We start from the raw sequence: 16,583 nt of genomic DNA on the forward strand, positions 1-16,583 counted from the left end.
TCGGGCAGGCCTTCGCTCCTCCGCAGAATCGGAGTTCCATTTTCAGCGGAAAAATTCCAAGCCCGGTGAAAACCGACAGCCGCGCTAATGGGAATGTTTGCAACGCGCCCGTCACATGCCGGTGACAGCATGCAAGTTTCCCGAATGGCGCGCGCTCCTTGCCGACCCGATTCCTTCTCCTGCCGCTCTGCGGGCTGGTGCTGTGCCGCGCGGCCGCGTCGGCCTGCGCGGCTGAGCCGCCCGTAGCAGACCCGCCGCTGCTGCCGCCCGCGGCCGAACGGGTGCCGGACGATGCTGCTGCGATCGCCTTCGACCTGCCGGCCCTGCCGCTGGCCGATGCGCTCAAGCGCTACGCGGCGCTGACGCGGCAGCCCGCGCTCTTTCGCAGCGAGATCCTGGCGGGGCGCACCTCTTCTGCGGTGCGTGGCCGCTACGCACCCGATGCCGCGCTGCGCCTGCTGCTCGAAGGCACGGGCCTGGTCGCAGAGCAGGTGCGCACAGGCTCGGGCCCCACGCTCGCGCTGAAGCCGGCGGAACCGGCCGCCGCACCACCACCGCGCGCCGCCAGCCTCGGGAACCTCGCGGGCTATCCGGGCCTGGTGCAGGCGCGGGTCTGGCAGGCCCTGTGCGACGACCCGCGCACCCGGCCGGGCGCCTACCGATCGCTGCTGCGCTTTGAGGTCGATGCCACGGGCCGGCTGCAGCGGCCCCGGCTGCTCGGCTCCAGCGGCGACGCGGCGCGGGATTCGGCCATGCTGCGCGCGCTCGCGGCGGTGCGCCTGGCCGAGGCGCCGCCGCCCGGCATGCCGCAGCCACTGACGCTGCTGGTGCGCCCGGCCGAGCCCGGCGGCGACCCCGGCTGCCGCGACCCTGCGGCCGACCCTGCCGATTGATGCCATGGCCGAAGACGCGCGCCCCCTGCTGATGGACTACTTGTCCCGCCACTACAACGCCCTCAAGCGTCAGCTGGGGCGGGCGTTGCGCAATGCCGACCTGGCCGAAGACGCGCTGCACGACACCTGGCTGCGCGTGAACGACCAGGGCGGCACGGCGGACGGGCCGATCCAGCGCCCGGGCGGCTACCTCGTGCGGATGGCGTACAACATCGCGCTCGACATCCAGCGCCGCCAGAGCCGCAACCTGCCGTTCGACGAGATCGATGCACTGCTGGAGCTCGCCGACACGGCGCCCGGCCCGGACCGCATCGCCGAGGCGCGCTCGCAGCTCGACGCGGTCGTCAGGCTGCTCGACCGCATGCCCGCGCGGCGGCGCGAGGTCGTCGTGCTGGTGCACATGGAGGGGCTCACCCAGCCCGAGGTGGCGAGGCGGCTCGGTGTTTCGCTGCGTACCGTCGAATACGAGCTCAAGCATGCGCACGACCACCTGAGCGCGAGGATCGCCCATGACGAAAAATAGTTGCGGGGTCCGGCCGCCCCGTTCGTCGTATGGGGTGAAGCACCGCATCGCCCCGCGCCGCAGCACGGACCGTGGCCCCTTGAAAGGCCGCGGCCGTGACGCATGACGCCATGACCCCGTCCCTGCGCGACGACGAAACCCGTCGCCAGGCCTGGGAATGGCTGCGCCTGTTCCATTCGGGCGCGGTCAAGCCGCAGGACGCCGAGCGCTTCAAGCGCTGGTTGGCGCGCAGCCACCTGCATGCCGCGGCCGTGCGGGAGGCGAAGGCGCAATGGGCCGCGCTCGGCCCGGCCTCCGCCGAGCTGCTGCGCGCCAATGCCGAAGCGGCGGCCTTCCATGCTCGCCACCGGCCCCGGCCGGCGCTGCCCCGCCGTGCCTTCCTCGGCGCCGCAGCCGGTGCGGCGGCCATGGCCGGCGTGGCAGGCGTGGCCGTGTTCCGCCCGCCCGCGGGGCTGTGGCCCGCACCGGGCGAGTGGGGCGCCGACTACCGCACCGCCACCGGCGAGCAACTGGTGGTGGACCTGAGCGAGCGGGTGCAGGTCACGCTCAACACCCAGACCCGCATCCGGCGCGAGACGGCCGACGGCCGGACCACCGGGGTCGAGCTGCTCGCGGGCGAGGCGGCTTTCGACCTGCCGTCCGGCCGGCATGGCGGGCCGGCCTTCGGCGTCGTCGCGGGCGCCGGGCGCAGCCTGGCCGCGGCGGGGCGCTTCGAGGTCCGCTACCTGCACGACAAGGTCTGCGTGACCTGCATCGAGGGCGCGGTTCGCGTGGAGCACCCGGCCGGCACGCGCGAGCTCGGCGCGCGCCAGCAGACGGTGTATGACAACCGGTCGGTGAGCGGCGTGGCGCTCGTCGGCGCGGCAAGCCTCGCCGCCTGGCGCAAGGGCGCGCTGGTGTTCACCGAGACGCGCCTGTCCGACGTGCTCGACGAGATCAACCGCTATCGCCCGGGCCGCGTGGTGCTGGTGAACGCGGCCGCGCGCGACCGGCCCGTCACGGGCAGCTTCTACATTGCGTCGCTCGACCTCGCGCTGGCGCAGCTACAGCACGCCTTCGATCTGCAGGCGCGCGCGCTACCGGGCGGGGTGGTCGTCCTGAGTTGAAAAAATAAGTTGCGGGAGAAATAAGTTGCGGGAGATGGGGTGCCCGTTCGTCGATGTGCATCGACTCAACTTTCCGGCGGAAACGACCCATGACCACACGCGGACCCCAGGGCGCAGCAACGACACCGATCCACGCGGCGCCTGCGCCGGACATCCCGCGCGGTGGGCGCTTTCGCATGGCGCCGGTGGCGCGTGCGATTGCCATCGTGGTGGTCGCCAACGGTGCGCTCGCCGATGCCCAGGCGCAGCGGGCATTCAGCGGCGCGTGGTTCGCCGGCAAGAATGCGGCGCAAAGCACCGCAACGGCCACGGGCCGCCTGCCCAACGGCATGCCGGCATCGATGCTGACCGACCCGCAGGCACAGCGCAAAGCCGACGAGCAGCTGCAGCGCTCCATCGGCAACCTGAACCTGGCCGCGCGTTCCATTGCCGCGCAGCAGGCCGCGCAGGCCGTCGCGCGCGACGCCGCAACGAACGCCGGCTCGGACATTCCCGACGGCCTCGCCGAGGGCGGCCTGAAGGTCGACACCAACAGCCTCACCGCCGGCTGGCTCAATGCCCGCGCACCGGTGCAGACGGTGGCCGGCGGCCGCACCGTGGTGGGCATCGAGCAGACCGAAGAGAAGGCGATCCTGAACTGGGAGCGCTTCAACGTCGGCCAGAACACCACCGTGCGCTTCGACCAGAAGGGCGGCGCCAAGCCCGACGGCACCAACGCATGGATCGCGCTGAACCGCATCAACGACCCGAGCGGCAAGCCGAGCCGGATCGCGGGGCAGATCCAGGCCGACGGCGCGGTGTACCTGGTCAACCGCAACGGCATCGTGTTCGGCGGCGGCAGCCAGGTGAACACGCGCACGCTGGTCGCCTCCAGCCTGGCGCTGTCGGACAAGCAGTTCAACCTGGGCATCAACAACCCGCAGGTGCTTGCCAACCAGGGCAACGACTTCGCGATTCCGCAGTTCGGCGAATTCACATCCATGCGGCCCGAGATCTATGGCGACTCGGGCTTCAAGCCCGGCAGCGGCGGCACGCCCGACCGCATGGGCGGCGTCGACCGCTTCGATCCCGGCGCCGCGCCGGGCGCGGTCACGGTCGAAGCCGGCGCGCGCCTTGCGGCGGCCGCGGGCGGCAAGGTCATGCTGTTTGCGCCCAAGGTGCGCAATGCGGGGCACATCGCCGCGCCCGACGGTCAGGTCATCCTCGCGGCCGGCGAGAACGTCTTCTTGAAGACCGCTTCCGCGCAGGACCTGAACGCGCCGCGCGGCCTCGATGTGGCCGCCTCGGCGGTGCCCGGCTGGGCTTTCGGCGGCGGGCAGATCCTGGGCGCACTGGGGCTGGCGCAGGTCTATTCCGACGCGCACTTCGTCTTCGGCCTGCGCGACGTGGTGCTGCCCGAGATGGCCGCACGCGCCAAGTCGGTCGGCTACGAGGTGGTCAACAGCGGCACGGTGCAGGCCGACCGCGGCAACATCACGCTGCAGGCGCAGGACGTGCGGCAGTCGGGCGTGCTGGCCTCGACCAGCGCGCTGAACAACCGCAACGGCTCGATCCTGCTGCGCGCCTGGGGGCAGGGCTCCCACATGTACGCGGACGGCGTGAACGACCTGATCAACTGGTCGGCCGGCACGCTGACCCTCGGCGAAGGCAGCATCGCGCAGGTCTTGCCCGACGCCTCCGACACCAGCGAGATCGAGGACTCCGCGCTCGCCACGCGCTACCAGCCCGGCCGCGTGAGCCTCTTCGGGCAGCTGATCGACGTGCAGGCCAACGCCGGCGTGCTGGTGCCGGCGGGAACGATCAGGGCCGACTCGGCGGCCAATCCGATCTTCACGCTGCTCCCGTATCTCAAGCCGGGCAGCCGCGGCGACGCGAGCCGCATCTACCTGGACAGCGACGCCTTCCTGAGCGTGGCCGGCCTGCAGGACATGCGTGTGGACATGTCGCGCAACTTCATCGAGGCCGAGCTGCGCATCAACGAACTGCGTGATTCGCCGCTGCTGCTCGATTCGTGGCTGCGCGGCAAGAAGGTGATCGTCGACCGCCGCATGGGCGGCGTGTTCCGCGACGGCCCGATGGCGGGCGTGCAATGGGTGCTCGGCCCCGACGGCACGACCTACATTCCCGGCGCCTGGACCGGCACGCCGCTGGCCGACGTGACGGGCTGGGTCGGCGTGGGCAAGACAGACCTGCGCGAGCTGTCGGCCGACGCGGGCAGCATCGAGCTGCGCGCCGGCGGCTCGGTGATCACGCGCGCGGGATCGATGCTCGACGTGTCGGGCGGATCGGTGCGCTACACCGACGGCATGAACACCGCGACCAAGCTCATGGGCGCCGACGGCCGCGTGCACACGATGGACCGGGCCATGCCCGAGACCGACTACACCGGCATCGCGGGCGAGTTCACGAACGCGCATGCGCGCTGGGGCGTGAAGAACACCTGGCGCACGCCGCTCATCGGCGCCAACCACAAGGAGGCCGGCTACACCGAAGGGCGCAAGGCCGGCAGCGTGAATATCCTCGCGGGCGACGCGATGGTGCTCGAGGGCGACATGCTCGGCGGCGTGGTGGTGGGCGACCGCCAGGCGCAGCAACCGGCCGCCAACCAGGGCGGCCGGCTCGAGCTGGGCGAGAACACGCCCGATGGCCGGCCGTGGTCGCCGGGCACCATCATCGTCACGCACGACCCGAAGCGCCTCGGGCCCGGCTTCGACGCGAAGGCCGCGCTCGGCGAAGACTTCTACCTGCCGCTCGTGCCCGACGAACCGAAGTCGCCCAAGCTGACCTTCCTGTCGGACCGCATGCTCAGCGACTCGGGCATGGGCACCATCGTGCTCAACAACATCAACGGCGACTTCGAGCTCGCCGAGGGTGCCGCGCTCGACCTGTCGCCGGGCGCATCGCTCTTCGTGGCCGGCACCGAGGGCTCGACGAACGACATCCGCATCCATGGGCCGATCCGCGCCGCCGGCGGGCGGATCTCGCTCACCTCGGTCAACGGCACGCTCGAAGTGGGCGAGCACGGCCGGATCGATGCCAGCGGCCAATGGATCAACGCCTGGCGGGACGGCGCACCGCGCGGCGCCTGGGCGGTGGACGGCGGCGCGATCGTGCTGAACGTCGGAGAGATCTCGGCCCACCGCGACGCCGTGCTCGACGTCTCGGGCGGCGGGCGCGCCGACCTCGGCAAGAAGGGCCTGCCCTCGCTGCGCGTCGGCGATGCGGGTTCGATCGCGCTGACCGGCGTGACGCCCGAGCTCGACCTGGGTGCGCTGAACCTGCGCGCCCATGCGGCCGGCGCGGCGGGCAGCCTGTCGATCGAGACCGCCTCGGCGGTGCAGATCGGCGGTGCATTGAACAGCGCACCGACCGACCCATCCACCGGTGACGATGCGGCAGCCGCCGTCACCCTGCTGCCGCCCACGCTCTTCGGCGAGCGCGGCTTCGGACGGGTCACCATCGCCGCGCGCGGCGAAGGCCACGGCATCGAGGTGCCCGAAGGCGTCACGGTCTCGCAGCAGGCCACGAACATCGACCTGAGCGGCTTCGCCTGGCGCGACCTGCCGAGCGGCCGGATGCTGGCCGACGTGGCGCCGCTGGGCGTGCTGCGGCCCGAAGAGCGTGCGGCGCGCACGCCCGCATCGCTGTCGCTCGGCACCGAGAACGGCCCGATCCGGGTGGCGCGCGGCGCAACGGTGCGCACCGACACCGGCGGCGCCCTGGCGCTGGAGGCCGGTGGCGAGCTGGGCGCGCTGACCGTCGCCGGCCGGCTCGACGCACCGGCAGGGCGCATCGTGCTGTCGGGCGCGGAGCTCACGCTCGAGGCCGGCGGAGAACTGCTGGCGCGCGGCGCGGCGCTGATCCACGCCGACAGCACCGGCCGCCGCGTGGGCGAGGTGCGCGACGGCGGCACGGTGGAGATCCGGGCGGGCGAGCTCACGCTCGAGAAGGACGCGCTGATCGACGTCTCGGGCGCGACCGGCACCATCGACGGCGTGCCCGACACCGGCACCAGCGGCACGCGGCTGCCGCGCAGCGTGCCGTCGATCACGCTCGACAGCAACGGCGGCCTGATCCAGATCACCGGCAAGGGCCTGGTCGAAAGCACGATGCGCGGCGCGGCGGGCGGCCCCGGCGGCGTCGGCGGCCGCATCCGCGTGAACATGATGGCGGCCTCGGGCCCGAACGGCTCGCCGCTGGAGCAGCTGGAGCGCTCGCTGCCGGACCCGGACTGCTACGGCTTCTTCGTCGACGGCAACTGCGGCGACTGGAAGCAGGGCCTGGACTTCGACTGGGCGCCCGGCCTGCGCAGCTGGGGCTACGACATCGCCGGCCCGATGGTGCTGCCGTCCGCGCTGCTCGCGCACCTGGCGGACAAGAAGGAACTGGTGCTGTCCGACAGCCTGGAAGCGCCCGGCGTGCCCGGCCCGCTCGACCCGGCGGCGTTCGGCCTCTCGGCCCAGACGCTGGACAACTTTCGCGACACGCTGTTCGGGGGCGAGCTGCTGCGCGACGCGCTCCAGCAGCCGGGCCAGCACTTTGCGCTCACGCTGCGTCCGCAGGCGTTCAGGGACGGTGGCTTTGCCGACCTCGCGCTGGTGACTGCCGCGCAGGGCGCCATCCGCCTCGACAACGCGCACCTCGCGCTGGGCCGCTCGATCTCGCTGCAAGGGCCGATCGTCGGGCATGCGGCCTCGTCGTCGTCGCTGCGCGCGCCGCACATCCTGCTGGCGACCACGCCCGATACCGCGGCCGTGCCCGCACCGCAAGCGCCCGGCGCGACGGGCCAGCTGAGCGTCGCCGGCGCGCTGATCGACATCGCCTCGCCCGACGACCCGAGCGGATTCCAGTCGGGTGCCGTCCGCATCACCGGCTTCGGCCGCACGGTGCTCGAGGCCGGCGAGATCCGCCTGGGCGGCGCGCTGCCCGCGCAGTTTGGCGAGGAGACGCGGCTCCAGGTCAACCTGGACGTGGACGGCCAGCTGCAGCTCAACGCCGGTCAGGTGTACCCGGCGACCGCCATGACGGGCATCATCCGTGCCGGCGATTCGATCACCGTGGAGCGCCTCGGCGATGTGGGCGGCGCGCCGCTCTCGGCCGGCGGCAGCCTGCGCCTCGAAGCGCCGGTGATCGCGCAGAACGGCGTGCTGCGCGCACCGTTCGGCCAGATCGAGCTGGCGGCGGGCGAGCGCCTCGCGCTGGGTGCGGGCAGCCTCACCTCGGTGTCGGGTGCCGGCCTGGCCGTGCCCTACGGCACGCTGTCCAACAACGAGCACTGGCAAGACCCGTCGAAGCCCGTGGACCCGGCCAATCCTTCGAGCGGCTCGCTGGTGGCGCCGCCCGAAAAGCGCATCACGCTGAAGTCGCCCGACGTGGCGCTGGCGCCGGGCGCGGTGGTCGACATCGCCGGCGGCGGCGAGCTGCATGCCTCGGAGTTCGTGCCCGGCCCCGGCGGCTCGCACGACGTGCTGAACGTGCCCGGCATGTACGCGATCCTGCCCGGACAGGCGGGCGCGGCGCCGGCCGGTGGCGCACCGGCCGGCCAGCGCGTCTGGCTGGCCGGCGGGCCGGGCCTTGCAGCGGGCTGGTACAACCTGCTGCCCGCGCGCTTCGCGCTGCTGCCCGGCGCCTTCGCGGTGCAGGCCACGGGCAAGGCATGGGGCGGCGCGCCCGCGCCCGCCACCCGCGCGCCGGACGGCAGCCTGGTCATGCAAGGCCGCGCCGGCAACGCCTACGGCGGCAACCAAGACGCGCAGGCCACGGCCTGGCGCGTGATGCCCGGCGGCACGCTGCGCCGCTACACCGAATACAACGAGGCCACGGCCAACGACTTCTTCTCGTCCGAGGCCTTCAAGCTCACGCAATACCGCCTGACGGGCCAGGACGTGGTCACGCCGCGGCTGCCGCGCGACGGCGGCGCGGTCGTTTTCGACGCGGGCCGTCGGCTCGTGCTCGACGGCACGCTGCGCTCGGCCCCCGAGGCGGGCGGGCGCGGCGGGCTGGTGGACATCGCGGGCAAGAAGATCGCCATCGTCGGCCGCGGGCAGGACGGCACCGGCCTGCAGGCCGACGGCTACCTTGTCATCGATTCGGCGAGCCTGTCGAACTTCGGCGCCGGCAGCCTGCTGGTGGGCGGCAAGCGCCAGGGCAATGCGCTCGGCCTCGAACTGGACGTGACCGCGACCGACATCGTGGTGCGCAACGACGAGGGCTCCGAACTGTTCGGCCCCGAAGTCATCCTGGCGGCCAGCGAGCAGGTGGCCATCGATGCAGGCAGCCGCGTCAGCGCACGAGGCCGCGGCACCGGCGGCACCGGCAGCCTGGTCGTCAAGCCCCAGGTCGCGGCGGTCTACACCGACCCCGACGGGCAGCCGGACGACAACAACGACGGCGTGATCGACGCCAGGGACGCCGTCGACGATGTGCTCACGACGCCGGCCCGTGACTGGGGCGCGCTGGTGCGCGTGGCGACCGGCGACGCGGTCAAGGTCATCCGCGAGGGCGTGGACACCGCGCGCGGTGGGCTGGTCACCATCGGCGCGGGCGCCGTGGTCGACGGCGGTAACGCCTTGCTGATCGACGCCACGCGCACCACCGAACTGGCCGCCTCGGCGCAGATCGCAGGCGCCGACTTGTCGGTGGCGGCGGGCCGCATCGGCTTCGGCGGCGGCACCGAGGGCATGGTGCTCGACAGCGGCGCGCTCGCGCAGCTGTCGCGCTCGACGCGGCTGACGCTGCGCAGCTACTCGGACTTCGACTTCTACGGCTCACTCGACCTGGGCGCGGCCGGCCTGAAGGCGCTGACGCTCGACGGCGCCGCATTCGTCGGCCGCGGCGCGGGCGACGTGGTGATCCGGGGCGAGGGCATCGCGCTCGCCAACAGCGGTGGCGGTGCCACGGCCGGGGGCGGCACCGGTGCAGGCGGCTTCACATTGGACGCGGCCACGCTGGTGCTGGGCGCCGGACAGAAGAGCTTCTCGGGCTTCGGCAGCGTGACGCTCACGGGCCGCGAAGGCATCGTCGGCGAGAGCGTGGGCGGCATCGACACCGGCGCCGCACCGCTCACGCTGAACACGCCGCTGCTCACCGGCCGCGGCGGCGCGGTGCAGACCATTGCCACCGGCGGCGCGCTGCAGGTGCTCGCATCCCCGGGGAGCGCGTCTGCATCGATCGACCTGCAGGACAGCCTGGGCCTGCGCCTCGGCCTCACCGGCCGCAGCATCGTCTTCGGCGGCCGGGCCGTGGCGCTGGGCGGCAACATCGACATGACCGCGACCGGTGGCAGCCTGGTCGTGGCCGACGGCGCGCTGATCGACGTGGGCGGCTTCGCGAAGCAGTTCTTCGACGTGAGCGAATACGCCGACGCGGGCCGCATCAACCTGTCGGCGGTGGGCGGCGACGTGCGGCTCGACGCGGGCGGGCAACTGAACCTGGCGGCGCACCCGGGCGGCGGCGACGCCGGCACCCTGAGCCTCGCCGCGTCGGGCGGCGGAACGGTCGTGCTCGACGGACGGATAGCGGCGCAGGCCGGTGCCAATGGGGGCCGGGCCGGTAGCTTCGCGCTCGACATCGAGGCGCTGCCCGACTTCGCCGGCTTCAGCCAGCGGCTGAACGACGCGGGCTTCAACCGGTCGCGCCAGTTCCGCATCCGCCAGGGCGACGTGGTGCTGGGCGGGTTGACCACGGTCGAGGACTTCGGCCTGACGGCCGACCGCGGCAGCATCGACATTGCCGGCACGGTGGATGCGCGCTCGGCCTATGGCGGCGCCATCCGCATCACCGGCGGCAACGGCGTGGCGATGCAGGCCGGCGCACGGCTTCTGGCCGGCGCCACCGGCAGCCTGGGCAACGGCCGCGTCACGCTCGAAGCGGCGGGCGGGCAGCTCGACCTGCAGGGCGGCCTGATCGACGTGGCCGGCAACGAAGGCGGCAAGGTGCGCTTGCGGGCGCAGCAGAACGCTGCGCACGACGACCTCGCCGTCGCCGCGCTGCGTGCCACCGTGGCCGGCGCACGCTCGGCGGTGCTCGAAGGCGTGAGCGTCTACGACGTGGAGGACTACGACGGCGCCACGGTCGACTCGGTCAAGGCCGACGCGATCGCGGATGCCGGCCGCTTCCGTGCCGCATCGGCCGCGGTAGCCGCGCGCCTGGGCACCGGCCTCGCCGTGATGCCGGGCATCGAGATCCGTAGCGCCGGCGACCTGGCGCTGAACGGCGACTGGAACCTCTTCGGCGACGTCGCCGCTGCGCGCGAAGGCACGCTGACCCTGCGCGCGGGCGGCAACCTGGCCATCCACGGCCACCTGAGCGACGGCTTCGATGCCGCGGACCGCAGCGGCCTGCTGCAGGCCGGCGCGTCGTGGAACCTGCGGCTGGTGGCGGGCGGCGAGCTCGGCTCGGCCGACGCGCTGGCGCTCAAGCCGCTGGCGGCGCAGGCCGAGGGCAAGGGATCGATCGTGGTTGGCACGGCCAACACGGCGGTGCCGTCCGAGGGTGAGCCGGCGCCCGACAACGGCGCGGGCAAGCAGGTCCGCACCGGCACCGGCGACCTCGACGTGCGCGCGGGCCGCGACCTCGTGCTGGCGCACAAGGAATCGGTGGTCTACACCGCCGGACGCCGCGACACCACCGCGTGGAGCGACTTCACCACCGCCAACCCGAACGCGCGCTACGGCGTCGAGGGCGGCAACCTCGCCATAGGCGCGCAGGGCAGCATCGAGGCTGCGCCGTCGGACCAGCATTTCACCGAATGGCTCAACCGCCAGGGCAACCTCAACGAAGAGCGCTACTTCGGCGTGTACACCAACAACGAGTACGGCGTGCTGCCCGACGGCAGCTACGGCCTGATCCAGCATGCGCCGGAGCAATCGAGCTGGTGGGTCAACCATGGGCAGTTCCAGCAGGGCGTGGGCGCGCTGGGCGGCGGCAACGTCAGCGTCGATGCGGGCGGCGACCTGCGCAACCTGCTGGTCGCGCTGCCGACCCACATGCGCATGCGCGGCGGCCGCTCCGCGAGCGAAGCGATGGCGATGGAAGTACGCAACGGCGGTGCCATGACGGTGACTGCCGGCGGCGCGATCCGCGGCGGCCAGTACTACGTGGCGCGCGGCGCGGGCGACATCCGCGCCGGCGAGACGGCGGTCGGCCGCACCGTGGTGCTGACCCGCGACGACAGCAACGGCGGCACCACCACCACCGACTACACGGTGGCGCCGGTGCTCGCGCTCGGCGACGCCACGCTGAGCCTGCGCACCGCGGGCGACCTGCGCCTGCAGTCGGTGATCGACCCGCTGCTGGTGACCTACGGCGAAGGCCTGCGCAACGATGGCCAGCTGCTGAACTACGGCGCCTACATGAGCGGCTACACCGACCGCAGCGCGCTCAAGCTGGTGTCGACCGGCGGCGACATCACCTTCGTGAACCGCGCGACCTTCATCTTCCGCGACCTGTCGCTCAACCCTTTCGACACCGACACGCTCGTCGGCTTCGGCGGCAACCGGTATCCGGCGCGGCTCTCGGCGGCCGCGCTGAACGGCGGCCTCAGCATCGAAGGGCCGCTGCACGTGCTGCCGGGCACCACGAACGACGTCACGCTGGTGGCGAAGAACGACATCCGCTTCGACCGCGGCCAGCTCGCCATGGCCTACGCCACGCCCGCGATGATGCCGTCCGGCTTTCTGCCGGGGGGCTCGAACTCGCCGTTCAACCAGGTCGACCTGGACCGCCTGCTCGAGAACATGATCAACTGGCCGGGCGCCTCCTACATCCGGGACCCGTACCTGCGCGAAGTCGGCAACCCCGACGTGCTGCCGCTCGCCAACGACTTCGAGCCCAGCCGCATCTATGCCTCGCAGGGCTCGATCATCGGGCTGGACCTGAGGGCCAACGAGCAGACCTGGGTGCGCGCGGGCACCGACATCCGCGGCGTTCGCGTGGCGGGGCGCAACCTGCGCGCCTCCGACGTCACGCTGCTGGAGGCGGGCAACGACATCCTCGCGGTGGAGCGCGTGGCGGCGCTCAACACCGACAGCCAGATCGGCCAGGGCCTGACCGGCAACATCGAGATGCAGGGCCCCGGCACGCTGGTGCTGGCCGCCGGCCGCGACCTGTACGCCGACAACCTGCAGGTCCAGACGCTGGGCAACCAGCGCTACGACGCGAACAACCGCGCGATGCCCGACACGCAGGTCAACGGCCTGCCCGAGCAGGGCGCCGCGATCACCGCGATGGCCGGGCTGAACAGTGCGGTCGGCTACGACGCGATGGCCCGCGCCTACCTCGACCCGGCGGCCGTCGCCTCGATGCCCGACTACCTGAAGACCCGCACCGAAGACGGCACGGTGCTGCCGCTGCACCTGGTCGACCAGCTCGAAGTGCGCGCGGGCGGCCAGGAGAAGACCGTGCGGCGCGGCCTCGTGTCGTACATGAAGACCATGACCGGCGAGACGCTCGCGCCGCTGGACGCGTGGGCGCGCTTCCAGCAATTGCCGCAGCTCGCGCAGCAGCAGTTTCTGCGGCAGGTCTACCTGCTCGAACTGCGCGAAGCGGGGCGCGACCAGAACGAGCCGGGCACTGGCGGCCTGCCGCGCAACGGCGGCTACAACCGCGGCCATGCGGCCATCAAGACGCTGTTCCCGGGCGACAGCTGGAAGGGCGACGTGGCGGCGAACACCCTGATGCTGCGCACGCAGGCCGGCGGCGACATCAACGTGCTCACGCCCGGCGGCGGCCTGCAGGTGGCCGCGCTCGGCGCCACGGTGCCGGCCGGCTACGGCCTGGTTACGCTGGCTTCGGGGCACATCGACATCTTCGCGCGGGACGACGTCACCGTGAACCAGTCGCGCATCCTGTCGTTCGTGCCCGAGGTGACGCAGGAGGGCAGCGACCAGATCATCTGGTCCACCATCGGCGACATCGATGCGGGCCGCGGCTCGAAGACGCTGCGCGTGCCCTCGGCACCCGAAGTGGTGACCGACCTCGACGGCACGACCGTGGTCCGCGAGAAATCGGACATGAGCGGCAGCGGCATCGGCACCGTGGGCGACGGCGACGTGGACCTGGTCGCGCCGGGCGGCACGGTGAACGCGGGCGATGCGGGCCTGCGCGTGGCGGGCAACCTCAACATCGCGGCGCTGCAGGTGCTCAACGCAGACAACATCCAGGTCAAGGGCGAGACCAAGGGCCTGCCGGTGATCGCGGCGGTGAACATCGGCGCGCTCACCAATGCGAGCGCGGCGGCAGCGCAAGCCACGGCCGCGGCGCAGGACGTGGTGCAGCGCGAACGCGCGGCCGCGCGGCAGGCGCTGCCCTCGGTCTTCACGGTGCGCGTGCTCGGCTTCGGCAACGAGCCGGCGCCCGGCGGCGCCGACGCCTCGCCGCCTGCGCGCGGGCTGCCAGCGGGTGCATCGGCCAGCAACTACGACGCGCGCAGCCCGGTGCAGGTGGTGGGCATGGGCCCGAACATCGACCCCGCGCACTGGGCCGAACTGAGCAGCGACGACCTTCGCCGCCTGCGGCAGGACCGCTGAGAGGCTCACGCATGGCATCGACTGCCCTTTGCGAACAGCAGCAACCATCGCCCGCGGCCGACGAAGCGGCCAACGAGCCGCTCGACGAGGCGCAGCGCCGCCTTGCGCTGCGGGAGTTTCTTGCGGCCAACTACGACGCGCTGCGACGCAGGCTGGCCCACCACCTGGGCTGTGCCGACATGGCCAGCGAATGCCTGCACGATGCCTGGCTGCGGCTGGGCCACCTGGAGGTGCGATCGCCGGTGCAGAACCCCAGCGCCTACGTCTACCGCATGGCCTGCAACGCGGCCATGGACCGCATGCGCAGCAACCGCTCGTGGCAGTACACCAGCGCGGACGCCGACGGCGAGATCGAGCACCTGGCCGACGACACGCCCGGCCCCGAGCGCATCGCCGAGGCCCGTTCCGACCTCGCGGCCGTGCAGCGCGCCATCGACCGCCTGCCGCGCCGCCATCGCTCGGTGCTGGTCGCGCTGCGCATCGACGAGATGACCCGCGACGAGGTCGCCAGCCGGTACGCGCTGTCGCTGCGTGGCGTGGACACCGCGCTGCGCCAGGCGCTCGACTACTGCGCGGGCAACGCCGGTCAACAGGCGCTCGCAGGCGTCAGCGCGGCAAGGCGCGCGCTGCGTCCGGGGCGCGGATTTTCATGAAGTTTTGGTGACAAACCGCAGTCCGGTGCGGCGCGGACCGTCTCCTTGAGAGTCCGCGCAACCGCGTGCGCCGCAGGTGCGGCGCGCGTCGCGTTGGGCTTCCTTCCTGAAAGACCGCGATGACTGCTGCTGTTGCTTCGACACCTGCGCCCCCACGGGGCCGCCTGCGCCGCGCGCTGGGCTGGCTCGGCCTGGGGCTCGCCAGCGCCGCCGTGGCCGCACAGACCGAGCCGCAGCAGCAGCCGCAGCAGGTGCCGCAACACTGGGTGAGCTACGCCACGCGTGCAAGCAGCCAACTGCAGTCGTCGCTCAGCGACCCGGACGACGACACGGTGGTGCGCCTGCACACCGCGATGCAGTCGCGCATGCGCGACGAAGGCCGGGCCGTGCCGCCCGCACCGTTCGTGGTGCGCGTCTGGGTCGGGCCGACCGGCCGCATCGACCGCGTGGCCTTCGACCCGCTCGGCGACGCGCAGGCCGACACCGACCTGCGCGCGGTGCTCACGGCGAAGCCCTTGGCCGAACCGCCGCCGCGCGACATGCGCCAGCCCATGGTGTTGCAGCTCACGCTGCGTCTCGTGTCGCACACCTGAGGGGCGGGCGAGGGCCCGGCCGTGCTCAGCGGCCGTTCATCAGGGGCGACGAGGGCACCACCGGCGGCGGGCGCTGCGGATGGACCGACGTGCCGAAGGTGTTGCCCATGCGGTGGCCTGTCGCTGCGCGGTTGAACAGCCCGAGCTGGTTGGATGGGCGCTGCACGATCGCTTCGGAGCCCATCCCGGGAGGTGCATCGCCGGTGCCGCGCTGCGGCGCTGCAGGACTCAGCTTCTGCGTGAGGCAGGCGTAGGAGGGCGTGCGCTCGCCGTTGACCACGACCTCGACGCAGCTGTCGGGGTCGGTGTTGCTGGCGGGTGCCTGTGCTGCTGCGCCGGCGCAGAGGCCGCACAGCGCGAGGGCCGGGAAAAAGCCCTGCAGGAATTCCATGCGCATGGGCGCCTCCATTGGACGGAACCCTGCAGTGTGCGCTGGGTGAAAGTCAGGAGAAAGACGGCCGCGCGCCCCTTGTTCGTAGCGTCCGGCGAACACGCCCGCGAAGGTCCGCGCACCAGAGATGACTTCCGGCACTTCCGCGTGCCGGGTGCTTCGTTAACATGTTTAGCAATGCGACCCGAAACGACCCTGTCTTCCCTTGCGGCCCCGCACGCCGACACCTTTCCACCGCTGGCACGACCGCGCGCGATCCTGGTCGTCGACGACCACGATCTGGTTCGCCTGGGCGTGCGTGCGCTGGTGCAGTCGCAGGCCGCCGATCCGGCGTCGGCCACCGAGGTCTTCGAGGCCGACACCCTGGCCAACGCGCTGTCCCTCTATGCGGCTGCGGAGGACGCGATCGGGCTCGTGCTGCTCGACCTCGCCTTGCCCGACACGCAAGGCCTCGAGGGCCTCATCGCGTTTCGCACGCGCTTTCCCTCGGCTCGCATCGTCGTGCTCTCCGGTACCGTCGACACGACGCAGTCGCGCGGCGCGCTGGACCATGGCGCGGTCGCCTTCCTGCCCAAATCGGCCGACCTCAACGAGGTCGTGAGCTTCATCCGCGCCTGCGGCCTGCTCGACGTGCAGAGCGCCGCCATCGGGCTGGCGGCGGCAGCGGGGCCGGTGTCGCCCACGCCGCCGGCCGAACGGACCGAGGCCCTGGAGCAACTCTCGCCGCGGCAGCTCGAGGTGCTGCAATGGCTGCTCGAAGGCAAGGCCAACCGCGAGATCGCGCAGCTCGCCCATCTGAGCGAAGGCACGGTGAAGAACCATGTCTCGACCTTGCTGCTGCTGTTCGGCGTGCGTTCGCGGGCGCAGCTGATCAGCCAGCTGCGCTGAGGCCGCTG

General features: G+C 72.3%; 8 protein-coding genes. 7 read left to right on the top strand and 1 reads right to left on the bottom strand.

The window, feature by feature from the left end; translation table 11 throughout:
- The first annotated feature begins 158 nt into the window (after positions 1–158).
- The 6 genes from AC3A6J_RS13425 (at position 159) to AC3A6J_RS13450 (ending at position 15,296) form a co-directional block, all read left to right on the top strand.
- On the top strand, positions 159–893 hold the full coding sequence (locus tag AC3A6J_RS13425; RefSeq protein WP_487860441.1) for a secretin and TonB N-terminal domain-containing protein: 735 nt from the start codon (positions 159–161) through the stop codon (positions 891–893).
- Between the two features lie 4 nt (positions 894–897).
- Positions 898–1,416: an RNA polymerase sigma factor gene (locus AC3A6J_RS13430; protein WP_487860442.1), complete on the top strand. Its 519-nt coding sequence runs from the start codon at positions 898–900 to the stop codon at positions 1,414–1,416.
- 110 nt (positions 1,417–1,526) lie between these two features.
- A complete protein-coding gene (locus tag AC3A6J_RS13435) occupies positions 1,527–2,522 on the top strand; it encodes a FecR family protein (protein ID WP_487860443.1) in 996 nt (331 codons plus the stop codon).
- Between the two features lie 89 nt (positions 2,523–2,611).
- Positions 2,612–14,050, top strand: coding sequence for a filamentous haemagglutinin family protein (locus tag AC3A6J_RS13440; RefSeq protein WP_487860444.1), 11,439 nt, complete (start codon positions 2,612–2,614; stop codon positions 14,048–14,050).
- A gap of 11 nt (positions 14,051–14,061) precedes the next feature.
- Complete coding sequence (locus AC3A6J_RS13445) at positions 14,062–14,703, top strand: RNA polymerase sigma factor (RefSeq protein ID WP_487860445.1); 642 nt, start codon at positions 14,062–14,064, stop codon at positions 14,701–14,703.
- A 119-nt stretch (positions 14,704–14,822) separates the two neighbouring features.
- Positions 14,823–15,296, top strand: coding sequence for a YbaB/EbfC family DNA-binding protein (locus AC3A6J_RS13450; RefSeq protein ID WP_487860446.1), 474 nt, complete (start codon positions 14,823–14,825; stop codon positions 15,294–15,296).
- A gap of 25 nt (positions 15,297–15,321) precedes the next feature.
- Here the strand turns inward: AC3A6J_RS13450 and AC3A6J_RS13455 are convergent, their stop codons facing one another.
- Entirely contained in the window at positions 15,322–15,693 is a 372-nt protein-coding gene (locus AC3A6J_RS13455) for a hypothetical protein (RefSeq protein ID WP_487860447.1), read from the bottom strand.
- A gap of 171 nt (positions 15,694–15,864) precedes the next feature.
- Between AC3A6J_RS13455 and AC3A6J_RS13460 the strand changes: the two genes are divergently transcribed.
- Positions 15,865–16,575, top strand: coding sequence for a response regulator transcription factor (locus AC3A6J_RS13460; protein ID WP_487860448.1), 711 nt, complete (start codon positions 15,865–15,867; stop codon positions 16,573–16,575).
- Positions 16,576–16,583 lie beyond the last annotated feature (8 nt).

This window comes from Variovorax sp. Soil_C_39 (assembly GCF_057656815.1).

Bases quoted from the DNA above. Each gene is read 5' to 3' on its own strand.
- AC3A6J_RS13455 (WP_487860447.1), bottom strand. From the start codon at position 15,693: ATGCGCATGGAATTCCTGCAGGGCTTTTTCCCGGCCCTCGCGCTGTGC.
- AC3A6J_RS13435 (WP_487860443.1), top strand. From the start codon at position 1,527: ATGACCCCGTCCCTGCGCGACGACGAAACCCGTCGCCAGGCCTGGGAA.
- AC3A6J_RS13445 (WP_487860445.1), top strand. From the start codon at position 14,062: ATGGCATCGACTGCCCTTTGCGAACAGCAGCAACCATCGCCCGCGGCC.
- AC3A6J_RS13430 (WP_487860442.1), top strand. From the start codon at position 898: ATGGCCGAAGACGCGCGCCCCCTGCTGATGGACTACTTGTCCCGCCAC.
- AC3A6J_RS13450 (WP_487860446.1), top strand. From the start codon at position 14,823: ATGACTGCTGCTGTTGCTTCGACACCTGCGCCCCCACGGGGCCGCCTG.
- AC3A6J_RS13440 (WP_487860444.1), top strand. From the start codon at position 2,612: ATGACCACACGCGGACCCCAGGGCGCAGCAACGACACCGATCCACGCG.
- AC3A6J_RS13460 (WP_487860448.1), top strand. From the start codon at position 15,865: ATGCGACCCGAAACGACCCTGTCTTCCCTTGCGGCCCCGCACGCCGAC.